Origin of the sequence: Mycobacterium sp., from assembly GCF_049647605.1 — a bacterium.
Classification (GTDB): Bacteria; Actinomycetota; Actinomycetes; order Mycobacteriales; family Mycobacteriaceae; genus Mycobacterium.
In genome coordinates this window covers 13,358-29,756 of sequence record NZ_JBARXZ010000163.1, presented here as the reverse complement: position 1 = coordinate 29,756, position 16,399 = coordinate 13,358, and the positions used below count along the sequence as shown (strand labels likewise).

Genomic DNA, 16,399 nt, shown 5'->3' with positions numbered 1-16,399 from the left:
GGGCACCGGTCGACCGAGCCGGCGCACTCGTTGGCGTTGGCGCAGCTGGAACTCGAACCGATCCTCGATCTGAAGATGCGCCTCGGTGAGGGGACTGGCGCGGTTGTGGCGCTGCCGGTGCTGCGCGCCGCGGTCGCCACGTTGGCCGAGATGGCGACGTTCGATTCGGCGCAGGTGGCCGGCCGCTCGGATTCCGACCCGACGTGATCCGCTCGCTGGCCGGTGCGTTCGCGTTTGCAACGGTGGTGCCGATCCGGACCCGGACACCGGTGGAACGGGGTGCGCTGACTGCGTTACCGGTGGTGGGTGTCGCGCTGGGCGCTCTCGCAGCCGGGGTCAGCATCGGCGCATCGGCCGTGTTCTCGCCGGGGCTGCTGCCGGGGTTGTTCGCGGTTGCCGCGCTGTTGTTGGTGACCCGCGGCCTGCACATCGACGGCTTGTCGGACACGGTCGACGGCCTGGGTTGTTACGGCCCGCCGGAACGCGCCCTGGCCGTGATGCGTGGCGGTACCGCGGGCCCGTTCGGGGTGGCCGCGGTGGTGGTGACGGTGGTGGCGCAGGCGGCGGCGTTTTCGGCGCTGAACGCGGTTGCCATCGTGGTCGCGGTGGCCGCGGGACGTGTTGCGGTGGTGTTGGTGTGTCGACGGTCGGTGCCGGCCGCGGCGGGCAGTTCGCTCGGCGGTGCCGTTGCCGCCACCCAGCCCGCCTGGGTGGTGGCGGTCTGGGTGGCGACGCTGGCGGTGGCCGCCGGGTTCGCCACGCCACGTCTGTGGCAGGGCCCGGTGGTGGTGCTGGTGACGATGGCGCTGATCGCCGCCCTGGTGGCGCATTGTGTGCGCCGCTTCGGTGGGATCACCGGTGACGTGTTGGGCGCCGCGGTCGAGGTGACGACGACGGTGACAGCGCTGGGCCTGCTGGCCGGAACCGGTTAGCCGAGCCGGGTCATCCAGTTGTGGGTGTCGGCGAAGGTGCCCCGCTGGATTCCGGTCAGGGTGTCGCGCAGCGCCATGGTGACCTCACCGGGCTCGCCGTCGGCGATGGTGAATTCACCGTCCCCGTACTTGACCTGTGAGACCGGCGTGATCACTGCGGCGGTTCCGCAGGCGAAGACCTCGGTGATCTCGCCGGCGGCCACTCCCTTGCGCCATTCCTCGACGTCGAGTTTGCGTTCCTCGACGGCGAAGCCGGCATCGGTTGCCAACTGCAGCAACGAATTGCGGGTGATGCCCGGGAGCAGCGAACCGGACAGCTCCGGGGTGACCAGGCGGGCCGACCCGCCGCTACCGAAGACGAAGAACAGGTTCATCCCGCCCATCTCTTCGACATAGCGGCGCTCCACCGCGTCGAGCCACACCACCTGGTCGCAGCCGTGTTCGGCGGCCTCGGCCTGCGCCAACAGCGACGCGGCATAGTTGCCGCCGAATTTGGCCGCGCCGGTGCCGCCGGGGCTGGCCCGGACGTACTCGGTGGACAGCCAGACGCTGACCGGCTTGATCCCGCCCTTGAAGTAGGCGCCGGCCGGTCCCCCGATCACCAGGTAGCGGTACTCGTTGGCCGGGCGCACCCCCAGGCCGGGTTCGGTGGCGAAGATGAACGGCCTGATGTACAGGGACTCTTCACCGCCGGCCGGCGGCACCCAGGCTTCGTCGACGGCGATCAGCTGGCGCAGCGATTCGAGGAACACCTCTTCGGGCAGTTCGGGAATCGCGATCCGGCGGGCCGAGGAGCGTAACCGGACGGCGTTGGCATCCGGCCGGAAGGACACGATGGAGCCGTCGTTCCAGCGGTAGGCCTTCAGGCCTTCGAACACTTCCTGCGCGTAATGCAGCACCACAGCCGAGGGGTCGAGTTCGATCGGCCCGTAGGGCAACACCTGCGCGTCATGCCAGCCGCGGCCTGCGGTGTAGCTGATGGACACCATGTGGTCGGTGTGATAGCGCCCGAAGCCGGGTTCGGCCAGAATTGCGGCCCTTACCTCATCGCTTGCCGGTGCGGGGTTGCGGGCAAGGGTGAAATCGAGGTGGCCGTTGGTCATGGAAGCGATTGTATAACCGCGCGCTAGCGGGTTTTCACCGTCACGAACGGTGGTTTGACCACTTCACATTCGATGGCTCGACCGCGCACGTCGACGGTGACGTGATCGCCGTCGGCGATGTGGGCGCCGGTATCGAGCAGCGCCAATGCGATCCCGACTTTCAGTGTCGGAGAGAAGGTTCCCGAGGTGGTGACACCGACGGCGGTTTCCCCGTCGAGCACTTTCAACTCGGGCCGCAGCACACCCCGGCCCAGCGCCTTCAGCCCGCGCAGCGTCCGTGCAGGTCCGGCCTGTTTTTCGGCCAGCAGCGCGGCGCGCCCCCAGAACGTGTCCTTGTTCCAGCCGATCGCCCAACCGGTGCGGGCCTGCAGCGGCGAGATGTCCAGCGACAGTTCGTGGCCGTGCAGCGGGTAGCCCATCTCGGTGCGCAGGGTGTCGCGGGCGCCGAGGCCGGCGAGTTCGCCACCGGCGGCGCGCACCGCCTCGACCAGGGCGTCGAACACCACGCCGGCGCGATCCCACGGCGGCAGCAGCTCGAAGCCGTGCTCGCCGGTGTAGCCGGTGCGGCACACCCGGACCGGGACGCCCTGGTATTCGGCGTCGGCGTATCCCATGTAGTCCATGTCGGTGGGCAGGCCGAGGGCGGTCAGCACTTCACCGGCCTTGGGCCCTTGCACGGCGAGCACCGCATAGGAGCGGTGTTCGTCGGTGATCGTAAGACCTTGGGGGGCCGCTTCTTTGAGTGCGGCAACCACGGCCGCGGTGTTGGCAGCGTTGGGTACCAGGAAGATCTCGTCGTCGCTGACGTAGTAGGCGATCAGGTCGTCGATGACGCCGCCCGACTCGGTGCAGCACAGCGTGTACTGCGCCTTCCCGGGGCCGATGCGCTGCAGATCGTTGGTCAAGCAGCTGTTGACGAACTCTGCGGCGCCGGGCCCGGTGACCAGCGCTTTGCCCAGGTGGCTGACGTCGAACAGGCCGACGGTCTCACGGGTGGCGTTGTGTTCGGTGACGGTGCCGGCATAGGCGACCGGCATCAACCAGCCACCGAACTCGGCGAAACTGGCGCCGAGTTCGCGGTGGCGGTCTTCGAGGGGCGCATGCAGCAGGTCGCTGGGACTGTCGGAGCTCACGCCCAACCACCCTAGTGGCTGGTGGTTAGGGTGAACCCCGTGAGCACCCATACCGGTTACCAGTCCCCTACCGTCGCCGTCGCCACGTCGCTCCCGAAACGGGGCGTCGGCTCGGCCGTACTGATCGTCGGAGTGGTCGACGACGGTGGACCGAAGGTGGTGTCCAACCCGTTCCTGGACGCCGAAGCCGTGGGAGAGATCGAGGTGGCGCTGGCGGCGCTGGGCGCCAAGAGCGGCACCGAACAGCTCACCCGGCTGGTGGTGCCGTCGCTGCCGGTCGCCAGTGTGCTGGCCGTCGGTCTGGGTAAGCCTCAGGACGAGTGGCCCTCCGATGTCATCCGCAAGGTTTCCGGCGTGGCGGCGCGTTCCCTCAACGGCACCGAGACGGTGATCACCACCCTGTCCGATCTGGACCTCGAGAGCGCCGTCGAGGGCTTGATCCTCGGCGCGTACCGGTTCAACGATTTCCGCAGCAGCAAGACCGCCCCCAAAGACGGCGGGCTGCAGAAGATCACCGCGCTGACCTCCAGTGCGTCCAAGGCGGTCAAGGCGTCCGCGGCCCGGGCAGCTGCGGTGGCCACCGCGGTGGCGACGGCCCGTGATTTTGTGAACATTCCGCCGAGCCATCTGTACCCGGCCGAATTCGCGGCTCAGGCAAAGGCTTTCGGCGAAGCAGCGGGCCTGACGGTGCAGGTGCTCGACGAGAAGGCGCTGGAGAAGGGCGGTTACGGCGGCATCGTCGGCGTCGGCCAGGGCTCGTCACGGCCGCCGCGGCTGGTGCGCTTGACCTACAAGTGCGGCAAGAAGAAGGCCAAGTTGGTGGCGCTCATCGGCAAGGGAATCACCTTCGACACCGGTGGCATCTCGATCAAGCCGGCTGCCTCGATGCACCACATGTCCTCCGATATGGGCGGGGCGGCCGCCGTCATCGCCACCGTGGTGCTGGCCGCACAGCTGGAGCTGCCGGTCGACGTGATCGCCACCGTGCCGATGGCCGAGAACATGCCGTCGGCTACCGCGCAGCGTCCGGGCGATGTGCTCACCCAGTACGGCGGCACCACCGTCGAGGTGCTCAACACCGATGCCGAGGGCCGGCTGATCCTGGCCGACGCGATCGTGCGGGCATGTGAGGACAAGCCGGATTATCTGATCGAGACGTCGACGTTGACCGGCGCTCAGACCGTCGCGCTCGGTGCCCGCTACCCGGGTGTGATGGGCAGCGACGAGTTCCGCGACCGGGTGGCGGCGATCTCGCAGGAGGTCGGCGAGAACGGCTGGGCGATGCCGCTGCCCGACGAGCTCAAGGATGACCTCAAGTCCACTGTCGCCGATCTGGCCAACATCAGCGGGCAGCGGTTCGCCGGCATGCTGGTGGCCGGGGTGTTCTTGCGGGAGTTCGTGGCCGAGGGTGTGGAGTGGGTGCACATCGATGTGGCGGGTCCGGCGTACAACACCGGTAGCCCGTGGGGTTACACCGGCAAGGGCGGCACCGGGGTGCCGGCACGGACCATGTTCGCGGTCTTGGAAGACATCGCGGCACAGGGCTGAGCCTCTCTCTTGCGCCCAAACTCACGTTTGGGCGCAAGAGGTCGAGTGGAATGCGCCAAAACGTCGACCTCGGCACTCCAGCAGCTAGACAACTGAGCTGCGGGCGGCACTGCGCAACGCCTGCGGCGCCAGCCGGGACAACCCGTAGAGCAGGTGCGCCTCGGGGGTGACCGGCCGGATCGCGGTGTCGCGTGCCACTGAGGCCAGGATCGCCGCGGCCACCTTCTCTGGGCCGTATCGCCGTGCGGTGAACAGCTTTTCGGCCCGCTTGCGTGCCGCCTCGGCCTTGTCGGCCGGGATGTCGAACCGGGTGGTGTGCACGATGTTGGTGTCGACGACGCCGGGGCAGATCGTCGTCAACCCGACGCCGGCGGCGCTCAGTTCGGCACGCAGGCAGTCGGAGAACATGTACACCGCGGCCTTGGACGTGCAGTAGGCGTTCATGCTCTGCAGTGGCGCGTACGCGGCCATGGAGGCGACGTTGACGATGTGGCCACCGGTGCCACGTTCGACAAGTCGACGGGCGAAGGCCCGACAACCGTTGACGACGCCGCCGAGGTTGACCTCGAGTACCCGGTCCCACTGCTGGGTCGGGGTGTCGAGGAAGCTGCCGGCCTGACCGACCCCGGCGTTGTTGACGACGACGTCGGGGATGCCGTGGGTGGCGCAGACGTCGGCGGCGAATCGTTCGACGGCCTCGGCGTCGGAGACGTCGACGACGTAGGGGTGCGCCGGTGCACCGACCGCGGAGATGGCGGCCACCGTGTCGTCGAGGCCGGCTTTGTCGATGTCGCTGACGATCAGTTCCGCACCTTGGGCGGCAAATGCCAGCGCGGTCGCCCGGCCGATACCGCTGGCCGCCCCGGTGACCGTGACCAGGGTGTCGTCGAACGGGGCGCGCGTCCGCCCGACCTGCGCCCGGAGCAGCCCGCGAGCGGCGGGCCGGCCGTCGAGATGGTCGACGAGCTCGGTCACGGCGGCGGCCAATACCTGCGGATGTGACATCGGCGCCCAATGCCCGGCCTCGATGTCGCGGCGCCACAGCTGTGGCACCCAGCGGGATATGCCGTCGAGACCGTGCGGGCGGACCACCGGGTCTTTGGTGTTGACGATCAGCTGCACCGGCACGCTGACGTGGTGGTCACGGCGGTAGTCGCGTGGCGAGCGCCGCAGGATCGCCCGGTAGATCTTCAGGGAGTTCACCAGATCCGTTGCCGCCGAGTCGCTGCGGAAGCGCTGCGACCGCGGCACCCCGTCGGTGAGCAGCACCGCGGCCCGTCCCCCGCCGAACCTGGCCCGCAGGATCGCCGGGGTCAGCACCGGAACCGACAGCGGGATCATGTAGGTCAGGCGCAGCAGCCGTTCGACGGCTCGCAGGAAGCGTCTCGGTTGGTATGGCCGTGCCAGGGCACTGAAGATCGCGGCTTTGTAGTGGTCGGCGCTGGGACCGGACACCGAGGTGAACGACGCCACCTTGGCCGCGGAGCCGGGCCGGCTCAGGTACTCCCAGGTGGCCACCGACCCCCAGTCGTGACCGAGCACGTGCACCGGCCGCCCCGGGCTGCACGTCGTGATCACGGCTTCGAGGTCGTCGGCGAACCGTTCCATCGTGTACAAGCTGACCGGCACGGGCGCCGAGGATGCCCCGACACCACGGTTGTCGTAGCGGATGATCCGGAAGCGATCGGCCAGCTTCGGCACCACCCCGTCCCAGAGCACGTGTGAATCGGGCCAGCCATGGGCCAGCACCACCGTCGGCCCGTCCGGATTGCCCTCTTCGTAGGTGGCGATGCGCACGCCGTCGGCACTGTCGACGAATGTCGGAGCAGTTGTCATGCGAGCAAGTACCTCATACCGCCGGTACCGGAATCAAGGCTTTGCTTGTGCTGCCACCCGTCGGGGTGTGCGCTATCCGGTTCCCCGCCCCTCGTCGGCCGGCCGTTCGAGCTCGTCGCGCAGTGCGCGCCGGCGTTCGATCCGGCGTCGCGCGTCGTAATCCCGCATTCGTTGGGGGTAGCCCACTTTTTGCACGTCGTAGACCGGGATTTGGAGTTGGCTGGACAGCCGCCGGGCCCCGGCCTCACCGCCGACGCGTCTGCGGGTCCATTCGCCGTCGTGCGCCACCAGCACCACGGTCAGCTCGGTGACGGTGGTCTTCGGTTCGACAAACGCCTCGACTCCGGTGTGCGCGGTTGTCCATTCATGCAGGTATCGCAGGTCAGCTGCAGGGTCGCCGCCACGTGCGGCACGTCCTCGACGGAACCTGTCGAACAATCCCACCCGGGTTAGCTCCTCGTTTCTACTGTCACCGGCGATACCCCTTCGATAGTGCCAGAGCGGGAGGCCAACCCTGAGTGTGTGACCGTCCACCGGGAGTGAAAGGATGGGAATCCGCAGAATGCACCTGGGTTTCTGAACCGGTACACGACGGTGTGGTAAGCCGGAACTCGACCCGTGACGACTGACCTTCGAGGAGTCCACAGCATGGCCGTCTCCGTACAGATGCCCGCACTCGGTGAGAGCGTCACCGAGGGGACTGTCACCCGCTGGTTGAAACAAGAAGGTGACACCGTCGAAGTCGACGAGCCGCTGCTCGAGGTGTCCACCGACAAGGTGGACACCGAGATCCCGTCGCCCGCCGCCGGCGTGCTGACCAAGATCGTCGCCCAGGAGGACGACACGGTCGAAATCGGCGGTGAGCTGGCGGTCATCGGCGACGCATCCGAGGGCGGCAGCGCCGGTGCCGCCGAGGAGACACCCGCCCAAGAAGCCGAAGAGGCCGAAGAGCCGGAACCTCAGGCCGAACCGGAACCCGAACCGGAGCCCGAACCGGAGCCCGACAAGTCCTCGGGCGGCGGCGAGTCCACCTCGGTGGTCATGCCCGAGCTGGGCGAATCGGTCACCGAGGGCACCGTGACCCGCTGGCTCAAGAGCGTCGGCGATGAAGTTGCGGTGGACGAGGCACTGGTCGAGGTCTCGACCGACAAGGTCGACACCGAGATTCCGTCGCCGGTCGCGGGCACGCTGCTGAGCATCACCGCCGAAGAGGACGACACGGTGGCCGTGGGTGGCGAGCTGGCCAAGATCGGCGCCAAGGGCGCCGCTCCTGCTCCCAAGCAGGAAGCCAAGCCGGAACCCAAGCCGGAACCCAAGCCCGAGCCCAAGCCGGAACCGAAACCGGAACCCAAGCAGGAAGCCAAACCGGAACCCAAGCCCGAGCCCAAGCCCGAGCCGAAACCGGAACCCAAGCAAGAGACCAAGCCCGAGCCCAAGGCAGAGCCGAGCGGTGACGGCAGCCCGTACGTCACGCCGCTGGTACGCAAGCTGGCCGTCGAAAACAACGTCGACCTGGCTGCGGTGAAGGGCACCGGTGTCGGTGGCCGCATCCGCAAGCAGGATGTTCTCGCCGCGGCACAGGACAAGAAGGCAGCCCCGGCCCCGGCCGAGAAGCCCGCCGCCGCACCGGCAGCCGCCGCTCCCGCCGCCGACAGCCCGCTTGCCCACCTGCGCGGTACCAAGCAGAAGGCCAATCGGATCCGGCAGATCACCGCCAAGAAGACCCGCGAATCGCTGCAGACCACTGCGCAGCTGACGCAGGTCCACGAGGTCGACATGACCAAGATCGTGGCGCTGCGGGCCAAGGCGAAGAAGAGCTTCGCCGAGCGCGAGGGTGTCAACCTGACGTACCTGCCGTTCATCGCGCGTGCGGTGATCGATGCGCTGAAGGCACATCCGAACATCAACGCCAGCTACAACGAGGACGCCAAGGAGATCACCTACTACGACGCCGAGCATCTCGGCTTCGCGGTGGACACCGATCAGGGCCTGCTCTCGCCGGTGGTCCACAACGCCGGCGATCTGTCGCTGGGCGGGTTGGCACGCGCCATCAGCGACATCGCCGGCCGGGCCCGGTCGGGGAACCTGAAGCCGGATGAGCTCTCCGGCGGCACGTTCACGATCACCAACATCGGCAGCCAGGGCGCGTTGTTCGACACCCCGATCCTGGTGCCGCCGCAGGCGGCGATGCTGGGTACCGGTGCCATCGTGAAGCGGCCGCGGGTGATCGTCGACGAGTTCGGCAACGAGTCGATCGGTATCCGCTCGGTGTCTTACCTGCCGTTGACCTACGATCACCGGCTCATCGACGGTGCCGACGCGGGCCGCTTCCTGACCACGGTCAAACGCCGTCTCGAAGAGGGCGCGTTCGAGGCCGACCTGGGCCTGTAAGGCACCTGTGCGCGTGCCACCCGCCGCGATCGCGATCGCGGGCTCGTCTGGATTGATCGGTTCGGCGTTGGTGGCGGCGTTGCGCGCCGACGGCCATCGGGTGGTGCGCATCGTGCGCCGGGCACCGTCGAATGCCGATGAGCTGCACTGGAACCCGGATTCCGGCGAGTTCGATCCCGACGGCCTTCTCGGGGTCGACGCGGTGGTCAACCTGTGTGGCGTCAACGTCGGCGGTGCCCGCTGGTCGGGGGCGTTCAAGCAGAGTCTGCGGGACAGCCGCATCGCCCCCACCGAGGTGTTGGCCGCCGCGGTGGCCGAGGTAGGGGTGCCGACGCTGATCAATGCCAGCGCCGTCGGTTACTACGGCGACACCCGGGGCCGGATCGTGGATGAAGGCAGCCCGCCGGGTGCCGGATTCCTGGCCCGGCTGTGTGTGGATTGGGAGGCCGCGACGGCGACCGCGCTGGACGCCCGGGTGGTGCTGGTCCGGACGGGGCTGGTGCTGTCGCGCTCTGGCGGCATGCTGGGCCGACTCAAACCGTTGTTCAGGTTCGGGCTGGGCGCCCGGCTGGGTAGCGGCAGGCAGTACCTGCCGTGGATCAGTCTCGAGGACGAGGTGCGGGCGCTGTTGTTCGCGATCTTCCACGAGGAGCTCGTCGGGCCGGTGAACCTGACCGGACCGGCTCCGATCACCAATGCGGAGTTCACCGCTGCGCTGGGGCGGGCGCTGAACCGGCCCACGCCGGCGATGGTTCCCGGGTTCGCGATCCGCGCCGTGCTGGGTGAGTTCGCCGAGGAGGGTGTGTTGACCGGGCAGCGTGCGATCCCGGCAGCGCTCGAGCGCGCCGGCTTCGAGTTCCATCATCAGACCATCGGTGAGGCGTTGACCTACGCCGTCGGCCGTGACGACCGGGCGTAGTTTGACTGTCATGAGTTCCATCAGATCCAGCAACGATCCGGTCGACGTCCGACAGCTCGACACCGTCGACTACCTCAGCGCCTGGGAGCTGCAGCGGGAACTCGCCGACGCCCGGGTGGCCGGTGGGCCGGACACCTTGTTGCTGCTCGAGCACCCCTCGGTGTACACCGCGGGCCGGCGCACCGAGGACGGTGAGCGGCCGCAGGACGGCACTCCGGTGGTCGACACCGATCGCGGCGGCAAGATCACCTGGCACGGTCCGGGCCAATTGGTCGGCTACCCGATCGTCGGTTTGGTGGAGCCGTTGGATGTGGTGAATTTTGTTCGGCGTCTTGAGGAATCGCTCATCACGGTGTGTGCGGAGCTGGGTCTGGACGCGGGCCGGGTCGACGGCCGTTCCGGGGTCTGGTTGCCGGCGGACGGTCTGCGTCCGGAACGCAAGATCGGCGCCATCGGGATCCGGGTGTCCCGGTCGGTGACCCTGCACGGCTTCGCGCTGAACTGCGACTGCGACCTCGGATCGTTCGCCAGCATTGTGCCGTGCGGCATTTCGGATGCCGGCGTGACGTCGCTGTCGGCGGAGTTGGGCCGGCCGGTCCCGGTGGCCGACGTCCGCGCCCGGGTGGCTACGGCGGTGTGTGATGCGCTCGACGGCGCCCTGCCGGTCCGGTGGGGGTCGGAGGCGGCTGTGACCAGCGTAGGATCGTCGAAGTGAGTGTCGTTCCAGAAGGTCGGAAGTTACTGCGCCTCGAAGTGCGCAACGCCCAGACCCCGATCGAACGCAAGCCCCCGTGGATCAAGACCCGGGCCAAGATGGGTCCCGAGTACACCGAGCTGAAGGCTCTGGTGAAGCGCGAGGGCCTGAACACGGTGTGCGAAGAGGCCGGCTGTCCCAACATCTACGAATGCTGGGAAGACCGCGAGGCGACGTTCCTCATCGGTGGCGAGCAATGCACGCGCCGCTGTGATTTCTGCCAGATCGATACCGGCAAGCCCACCGATCTGGATCGTGACGAGCCCCGCCGGGTCGCCGAGAGCGTGCAGGCGATGGGGCTGCGCTATTCGACGGTCACCGGGGTGGCCCGCGACGATCTGCCCGACGGCGGCGCCTGGCTGTACGCCGAGACGGTGCGTTACATCAAGAAGCTCAACCCGGGCACCGGGGTGGAGTTGCTGATCCCCGATTTCAACGGCATCCCCGAGCAGCTGCTGGAAGTTTTCGAGTCGCGCCCGGAGGTGTTGGCGCACAACGTCGAAACGGTGCCACGCATTTTCAAGCGGATCCGCCCGGCGTTCCGGTACCAGCGCAGCCTCGACGTCATCACGGCGGCGCGCGAGTTCGGGTTGGTCACCAAGTCGAACCTGATCCTCGGGATGGGCGAGACTCCCGAGGAGGTCCGGGTGGCACTCGACGATCTGCTCGGTGCCGGCTGCGACCTGGTGACGATCACCCAGTACCTGCGGCCGTCCGCGCGCCACCATCCGGTGGAGCGGTGGGTCAAGCCCGAGGAGTTCGTCGAGCATGCCGCCTACGCCGAGGGCATCGGGTTCCCCGGTGTGCTGGCCGGGCCGCTGGTGCGGTCGTCGTACCGGGCCGGCCGGCTCTACGCGCAGGCCGTCGAGAAGCGCCGGGCCGGTGCTGATGTGCCCGGCTTCGCTGTGCCCTGACTCAGCCGTATCCTGACACTTATGGTGAAATCCCGTTCTAAGGCTTCGTCTGGGGCGAAGAACAAAGAAGCCAAGGCCCAGGCGAAGGCCGCCCGCAAGGCTGCGTCCAAGCAGCGCCGCAGTCAGCTGTGGCAGGCGTTCCAGATGCAGCGCAAGGAAGACAAGCGGCTGCTGCCCTACATGATCGGGGCGTTTGTCCTGATCGTGGCGGCGTCGGTGGGCGTGGGTGTGGCCGCCGGCGGGTTCACCATGTACATGCTGATTCCGCTCGGCGTGGTGTTGGGTGCGCTGGTCGCGTTCATCATCTTCGGCCGGCGCGCGCAGAAGTCGGTGTATCGCAAGGCCGAGGGGCAGACCGGTGCCGCGGCGTGGGCGCTGGACAACCTGCGTGGCCGGTGGCGGGTGACCCCCGGAGTCGCGGCGACGGGGCATTTCGACGCCGTGCACCGGGTGATCGGCCGACCGGGCGTGATCTTTGTCGGTGAGGGCAATGCCTCTCGGGTGAAGCCACTGCTGGCGCAGGAGAAGAAGCGCACCGCCCGCCTCGTGGGTGAAGTGCCCATTTACGACGTCATCGTCGGCAACGGCGAAGACGAGGTGCCGCTGGCAAAGTTGGAGCGCTACCTCAACAAGTTGCCGGCCAACATCAGCGTCAAGCAGATGGACTCGCTGGAGTCCCGTCTGGTCGCTCTGGGCAGCAAGGTCGGTCCCGCGGCCATGCCGAAGGGCCCGATGCCGAACGCCGCGAAGCTGCGTGGCGTGCAGCGCAAAGTGCAGCGCCGCTAGCATTTCCGTCCTCGCCGGGGGTTGCGTTCCGTCCAGGTGCCGCGACATACTTCGCGCGCTGCCGACGTCGGTTCGGCCGGGACCAGGGGGCGGCCACGATGTGCACCGCGTGTGAGTGGGCTCCGCACTTTGCTGCGTACGGTCGCGCTGTCGACCGCCCGTTGAGCCGTCGGCATGCGTTGCGAGCTGCCGCCGTCGCGATGACGGCCACCGCGGTGGGTGCCACCGTCGCGACGCACCGTGCACCGACCGCGTCCGCCCTACCGCCGGCCGCCGGCCCTGCGGATTTTGTGTTCCACAACGGCCCCGTCTACACCGTGGCGGGCCCGGCGCCGTGGGCGCGGGCCGTGGCCGTCACCGGCAACACCATCACCTACGTCGGTGACGACGCGGGCGCCTTGGCACTTTCCGGTCCTACCACCCAGGTGATCGATCTGGGCGGGCGGCTGTTGATGCCGGGCTTCGTCGAGGGCCACATCCACCCGTTCCTGGGCGCCTTCCTGTCCACCGGCGTCGATCTGCAGGTGCCCACCAAAGAGGATGCGCTCAACGCCATCTCGCAGTACGCGCAGGCCCATCCGGACGGCCCGGTGCGGGGGTTCGGTTGGCGGGTCGACATGTTCGGCCCCGAGGGTCCCACCCGCGCGGATCTGGACAGTGTGCTCCCGGATCGTCCCGGCTTCTTCTTCGCCATCGACGGGCACAGCATGTGGGCCAACAGCAAGGCCCTCGAGATCGCCGGTGTCAGCCGTGACACCCCGGATCCCATCCCGGGTTTCAGCTACTACGTGCGGGACGTCGACGGCCATCCGACCGGGTATGTGCTCGAAGTGGATGCGGTCCTCAGCCTGGTCAATGCCATCGAGCCCATCTCCGCGGACACCATGGCGCGGCTGCTCGAGGAGTGGCTCCCGAAGGCGTCGGCGGCGGGTATCACGTCGCTGTTCGATGCCGGGGTGCCGCCCGTCGGCGGTGACCAGGGCACGCTCATCGCGCTGTACACCGATGTCGAGGACCGCGGGGCGCTGCCGTTTCGGGTGGTGGCCTCCTACAGTGTCAAGTCGCCGCCGTTCGACGATGCGGTGGCGAACTTGCGGGATATCCGTAGCCGGGTGTCGACGGAGCTGGTGTCCGTCGATGTCGTGAAGATCATCGGCGACGGCACCCAGGAGGGCTACACCGCGTGGCTGCTCGAGCCGTACGCCGACAAGCCGGACGCGATCGGTGGTTCGCCGTTCACGCCGCAACAGTGGAATCAGCTGGTTCGTGACGTCGATGCGGCCGGTTTTGATGTGCACATCCACGCTTGCGGTGAGCGCACGGTCCGCACCGGTCTGGACGCCATCGAGGCTGCGATCGCCGCGAATCCGCCGCGGGATCGCCGGCACACCGTGGCGCATCTGGTGTATGTCGAGGATCCTGACAGCGCGCGGTTCGGCGAGCTCGGTGTCGTCGCTGAGTTTTCGGCGAACTGGTTTTCCGCCGATCCCGATACCGTGACCAATCTGGCGAGCCGCTACGGGTCGCCGCGCAAGGACTTGTTCTATCGCGCCCGGGATGTGCTGGAGTCCGGGGGCCGGATCTCGTTGGGGACCGACTGGCCGGCGGCCGGCTACTTCTCCACCTACCGGCCGTTGGACTCCATCCAGATCGGCGCCACCCGGCAGCTCATCGGCGATCCGGGGGCCGCGGTGCTGGCGCCTGCCGATCAGGTGCTGACGGTCGCCGAGGCGGTCCATGCGAACACCCTCGGCGCCGCCTATCAGATCCGGCTGGATGACCGGGTGGGCTCATTGGAGGTCGGCAAGCTGGCCGACATGATCGTGCTGGACAGGAACATTCTCGAGATCGACCCGCATGAGATCCATGCCGCGAACGTCGATTTGACGATGATGAACGGTGAGATCCGCCACCAGGTGTGACGGTCCCCTATCGCCGGACCACGGCGGTGTAGGTGAACTTGTCCTGGAGGCCGCGGCCGTCGCTGTCCATGTAGAGAGCCGGGATCACCAATGTCACGAGCAATCCTCGCGACAGTGCCCGGCCGAGGCCGACGTGCATCCGGTTGTCGATGGACACCACCATCAGGCCGCACATGTATTGACCCGGGGTGAACTGGAACAGCCGCACCGATATCGCCCCCACCAGCAGCCAGATGACCAGCACGGCGGTGGACAGCATGGCCAGTGGCACTATGCCGAGGCCGGCCAACAGACCGGCGAGGCCGTAGGCCATCAGCCAGTCGGCCAGTAAGGCGCCGAACCGCCGGCCGGATCGCGCGGCCGATCCGGGCCCGGACTCTGGGAATCCGAATACTTCGCCGGGGTAGGCAGACAGTCCGGAATCCGCAGGTTCGGGACCGGACAGCCAGGACGATAGCGCTCGAGCCATGAACCCAGCATAGGGTGATATTGATTGCGTAACTTCCACGCAACATGTGCTTGACGGGCGTGCAACATGCGATCCATACCGTCAGGCCGGGTTGCACGCACAATCAGACAAGCCCTATGACGAGCCATGCGCAGTACGTCTGCACAGAAGGAGTAGCTAAGTGGCAGAAACGACCTCTGACGACATCTTCAAGCTGATCAAGGACGAGAAGGTCGAGTACGTCGACATCCGTTTCTGCGATCTGCCTGGTGTCGTGCAGCATTTCTCCATCCCGGCCGCCGCCTTCGACGAGAGCGTCTTCGAGGACGGATTGGCATTCGACGGTTCGTCGGTGCGCGGATTCCAGTCGATCCACGAATCCGACATGATGCTGCTGCCGGATCCCTCGACCGCCCGCATTGATCCGTTCCGTGCCGCCAAGACGCTGAACTTGAGCTTCTTCGTGCATGACCCGTTCACTCGTGAGGCCTATTCGCGGGATCCGCGCAACGTGGCCCGCAAGGCGGAGAACTACCTGACCAGCACCGGTATTGCCGATACCTGTTACTTCGGCGCCGAGGCCGAGTTCTACATCTTCGACTCGGTGGCTTTCGACTCGAAGATGAACGGCACCTTCTACGAGGTGGATTCCGAGTCGGGCTGGTGGAATTCCGGTGAGCCCTTCGAGGCCGACGGCTCCCCCAACCGCGGTTACAAGGTTCGCCCCAAGGGCGGTTACTTCCCGGTGGCCCCGTATGACCACTACGTCGACCTGCGCGACGAGATGGCCACCAACCTGACCAACGCCGGTTTCATCCTGGAGCGCGGCCACCACGAGGTGGGCACCGCCGGCCAGGCCGAGATCAACTACAAGTTCGACACGCTGCTGGCCGCGGCCGACGATGTACAGCTGTTCAAGTACATCATCAAGAACACCGCGTGGCAGAACGGCAAGACCGTCACCTTCATGCCGAAGCCGCTGTTCGGCGACAACGGCTCCGGCATGCACGCCCACCAGTCGCTGTGGAAGGACGGCAAGCCGCTGTTCCACGACGAGGCCGGGTATGCGGGTCTGTCGGATATCGCGCGTCACTACATCGGCGGCATCCTGCACCACGCGCCGTCGCTGCTGGCGTTCACCAACCCGACGGTGAACTCCTACAAGCGTTTGGTGCCCGGTTACGAGGCCCCGATCAACCTGGTCTACAGCCAGCGCAACCGGTCGGCCTGTGTGCGTATCCCGATCACCGGTAACAACCCGAAGGCCAAGCGCCTCGAGTTCCGTTGCCCGGACAGCTCGGGCAACCCGTACCTGGCGTTCGCGGCCATGTTGATGGCCGGTATCGACGGCATCAAGAAGAAGATCGAGCCGTTGACCCCGGTCGACAAGGACCTCTACGAGCTGCCGCCGGACGAGGCCGCCGCGATCCCGCAGGCGCCCACCTCGCTGGCCGCGGTCATCGACAGGCTCGAAGAGGATCACGAGTACCTCACCGAGGGTGGCGTGTTCACCGAGGATCTGATCGAGACCTGGATCTCCTACAAGCGGGAGAACGAGATCTTGCCGATCCAGATCCGTCCTCACCCGTACGAGTTCAGCCTGTACTACGACGTTTAAGTACGACGTGTAAGTACGACGTGTAGGTACGACGTGTAGGTACGACGTGTAAGTACACAGCGTGACAGTGCCCCGCCGCATCGCGGCGGGGCACT

The 16,399-nt window shown here is 67.3% G+C and carries 15 protein-coding genes; 10 read left to right on the top strand and 5 right to left on the bottom strand.

The features are described 5' to 3' along the window. Together WBB07_RS21310 and WBB07_RS21305 are read left to right on the top strand one after the other, a co-directional pair. On the top strand, positions 1 to 207 hold a 207-nt coding region (locus WBB07_RS21310), incomplete at its 5' end, for a nicotinate-nucleotide--dimethylbenzimidazole phosphoribosyltransferase (RefSeq protein ID WP_526310355.1). Next, positions 204 to 932, top strand: a complete 729-nt coding sequence (locus WBB07_RS21305) for an adenosylcobinamide-GDP ribazoletransferase (protein ID WP_526310354.1) — start codon at positions 204 to 206, stop codon at positions 930 to 932. The genes WBB07_RS21310 and WBB07_RS21305, both read left to right, overlap by 4 nt. Here WBB07_RS21305 and WBB07_RS21300 read toward each other — a convergent pair. Then, on the bottom strand, positions 929 to 2,035 hold the full coding sequence (locus WBB07_RS21300; RefSeq protein WP_526310353.1) for a branched-chain amino acid aminotransferase: 1,107 nt from the start codon (positions 2,033 to 2,035) through the stop codon (positions 929 to 931). The two genes, WBB07_RS21305 and WBB07_RS21300, sit on opposite strands and share 4 nt — an antisense overlap. Before the next feature lie 23 nt (positions 2,036 to 2,058). Further along, complete coding sequence (gcvT, locus tag WBB07_RS21295) at positions 2,059 to 3,168, bottom strand: glycine cleavage system aminomethyltransferase GcvT (RefSeq protein WP_526310352.1); 1,110 nt, start codon at positions 3,166 to 3,168, stop codon at positions 2,059 to 2,061. Positions 3,169 to 3,207: 39 nt separating this feature from the next. Here gcvT and WBB07_RS21290 point away from each other — a divergent pair, with 39 nt between their 5' ends. Continuing rightward, positions 3,208 to 4,716 carry a leucyl aminopeptidase gene (locus tag WBB07_RS21290; RefSeq protein ID WP_526310351.1) on the top strand — a complete coding sequence of 503 codons (1,509 nt, stop codon included), beginning with the start codon at positions 3,208 to 3,210 and terminating at the stop codon, positions 4,714 to 4,716. Between the two features lie 84 nt (positions 4,717 to 4,800). On the opposite strand, the gene WBB07_RS21285 is transcribed toward WBB07_RS21290, so the two are convergent. After that, positions 4,801 to 6,552, bottom strand: a complete 1,752-nt coding sequence (locus WBB07_RS21285) for an SDR family oxidoreductase (RefSeq protein ID WP_526310350.1) — start codon at positions 6,550 to 6,552, stop codon at positions 4,801 to 4,803. Positions 6,553 to 6,624: 72 nt separating this feature from the next. Further along, entirely contained in the window at positions 6,625 to 6,996 is a 372-nt protein-coding gene (locus WBB07_RS21280; RefSeq protein WP_526310349.1) for an oxidoreductase, read from the bottom strand. Positions 6,997 to 7,200: 204 nt separating this feature from the next. Here WBB07_RS21280 and sucB point away from each other — a divergent pair, with 204 nt between their 5' ends. The 6 genes from sucB to WBB07_RS21250 all read left to right on the top strand — a co-directional run bounded on the left by sucB (position 7,201) and on the right by WBB07_RS21250 (position 14,238). After that, positions 7,201 to 8,943 (top strand): 2-oxoglutarate dehydrogenase, E2 component, dihydrolipoamide succinyltransferase, encoded by a 1,743-nt coding sequence (sucB, locus tag WBB07_RS21275; protein WP_526310348.1) that lies wholly within the window; start codon positions 7,201 to 7,203, stop codon positions 8,941 to 8,943. A 13-nt stretch (positions 8,944 to 8,956) separates the two neighbouring features. Beyond that, a complete protein-coding gene (locus tag WBB07_RS21270; RefSeq protein ID WP_526310347.1) occupies positions 8,957 to 9,862 on the top strand; it encodes a TIGR01777 family oxidoreductase in 906 nt (301 codons plus the stop codon). A 10-nt stretch (positions 9,863 to 9,872) separates the two neighbouring features. Further along, on the top strand, positions 9,873 to 10,577 hold the full coding sequence (gene lipB, locus WBB07_RS21265; RefSeq protein ID WP_526310346.1) for a lipoyl(octanoyl) transferase LipB: 705 nt from the start codon (positions 9,873 to 9,875) through the stop codon (positions 10,575 to 10,577). Next, on the top strand, positions 10,574 to 11,530 hold the full coding sequence (lipA, locus tag WBB07_RS21260) for a lipoyl synthase (RefSeq protein ID WP_526310345.1): 957 nt from the start codon (positions 10,574 to 10,576) through the stop codon (positions 11,528 to 11,530). Before lipB ends, lipA begins: the two co-directional genes overlap by 4 nt. Positions 11,531 to 11,551: 21 nt before the next feature. Then, positions 11,552 to 12,316, top strand: coding sequence for a DUF4191 family protein (locus WBB07_RS21255; RefSeq protein WP_526310344.1), 765 nt, complete (start codon positions 11,552 to 11,554; stop codon positions 12,314 to 12,316). 98 nt (positions 12,317 to 12,414) lie between these two features. Further along, positions 12,415 to 14,238 (top strand): amidohydrolase, encoded by a 1,824-nt coding sequence (locus tag WBB07_RS21250; RefSeq protein WP_526310343.1) that lies wholly within the window; start codon positions 12,415 to 12,417, stop codon positions 14,236 to 14,238. 7 nt (positions 14,239 to 14,245) lie between these two features. Here WBB07_RS21250 and WBB07_RS21245 read toward each other — a convergent pair whose 3' ends face one another. Next, complete coding sequence (locus WBB07_RS21245) at positions 14,246 to 14,707, bottom strand: RDD family protein (RefSeq protein ID WP_526310342.1); 462 nt, start codon at positions 14,705 to 14,707, stop codon at positions 14,246 to 14,248. 160 nt (positions 14,708 to 14,867) lie between these two features. On the opposite strand from WBB07_RS21245, the gene glnA reads away from it, so the two are divergent. Then, positions 14,868 to 16,304, top strand: coding sequence for a type I glutamate--ammonia ligase (gene glnA, locus WBB07_RS21240; RefSeq protein WP_526310341.1), 1,437 nt, complete (start codon positions 14,868 to 14,870; stop codon positions 16,302 to 16,304). Positions 16,305 to 16,399: the final 95 nt, after the last annotated feature.

Bases quoted from the DNA above. Each gene is read 5' to 3' on its own strand.
- lipB (WP_526310346.1), top strand. From the start codon at position 9,873: ATGAGTTCCATCAGATCCAGCAACGATCCGGTCGACGTCCGACAGCTC.
- WBB07_RS21250 (WP_526310343.1), top strand. From the start codon at position 12,415: ATGTGCACCGCGTGTGAGTGGGCTCCGCACTTTGCTGCGTACGGTCGC.
- WBB07_RS21300 (WP_526310353.1), bottom strand. From the start codon at position 2,035: ATGACCAACGGCCACCTCGATTTCACCCTTGCCCGCAACCCCGCACCG.
- WBB07_RS21245 (WP_526310342.1), bottom strand. From the start codon at position 14,707: ATGGCTCGAGCGCTATCGTCCTGGCTGTCCGGTCCCGAACCTGCGGAT.
- WBB07_RS21285 (WP_526310350.1), bottom strand. From the start codon at position 6,552: ATGACAACTGCTCCGACATTCGTCGACAGTGCCGACGGCGTGCGCATC.
- sucB (WP_526310348.1), top strand. From the start codon at position 7,201: ATGGCCGTCTCCGTACAGATGCCCGCACTCGGTGAGAGCGTCACCGAG.
- WBB07_RS21255 (WP_526310344.1), top strand. From the start codon at position 11,552: ATGGTGAAATCCCGTTCTAAGGCTTCGTCTGGGGCGAAGAACAAAGAA.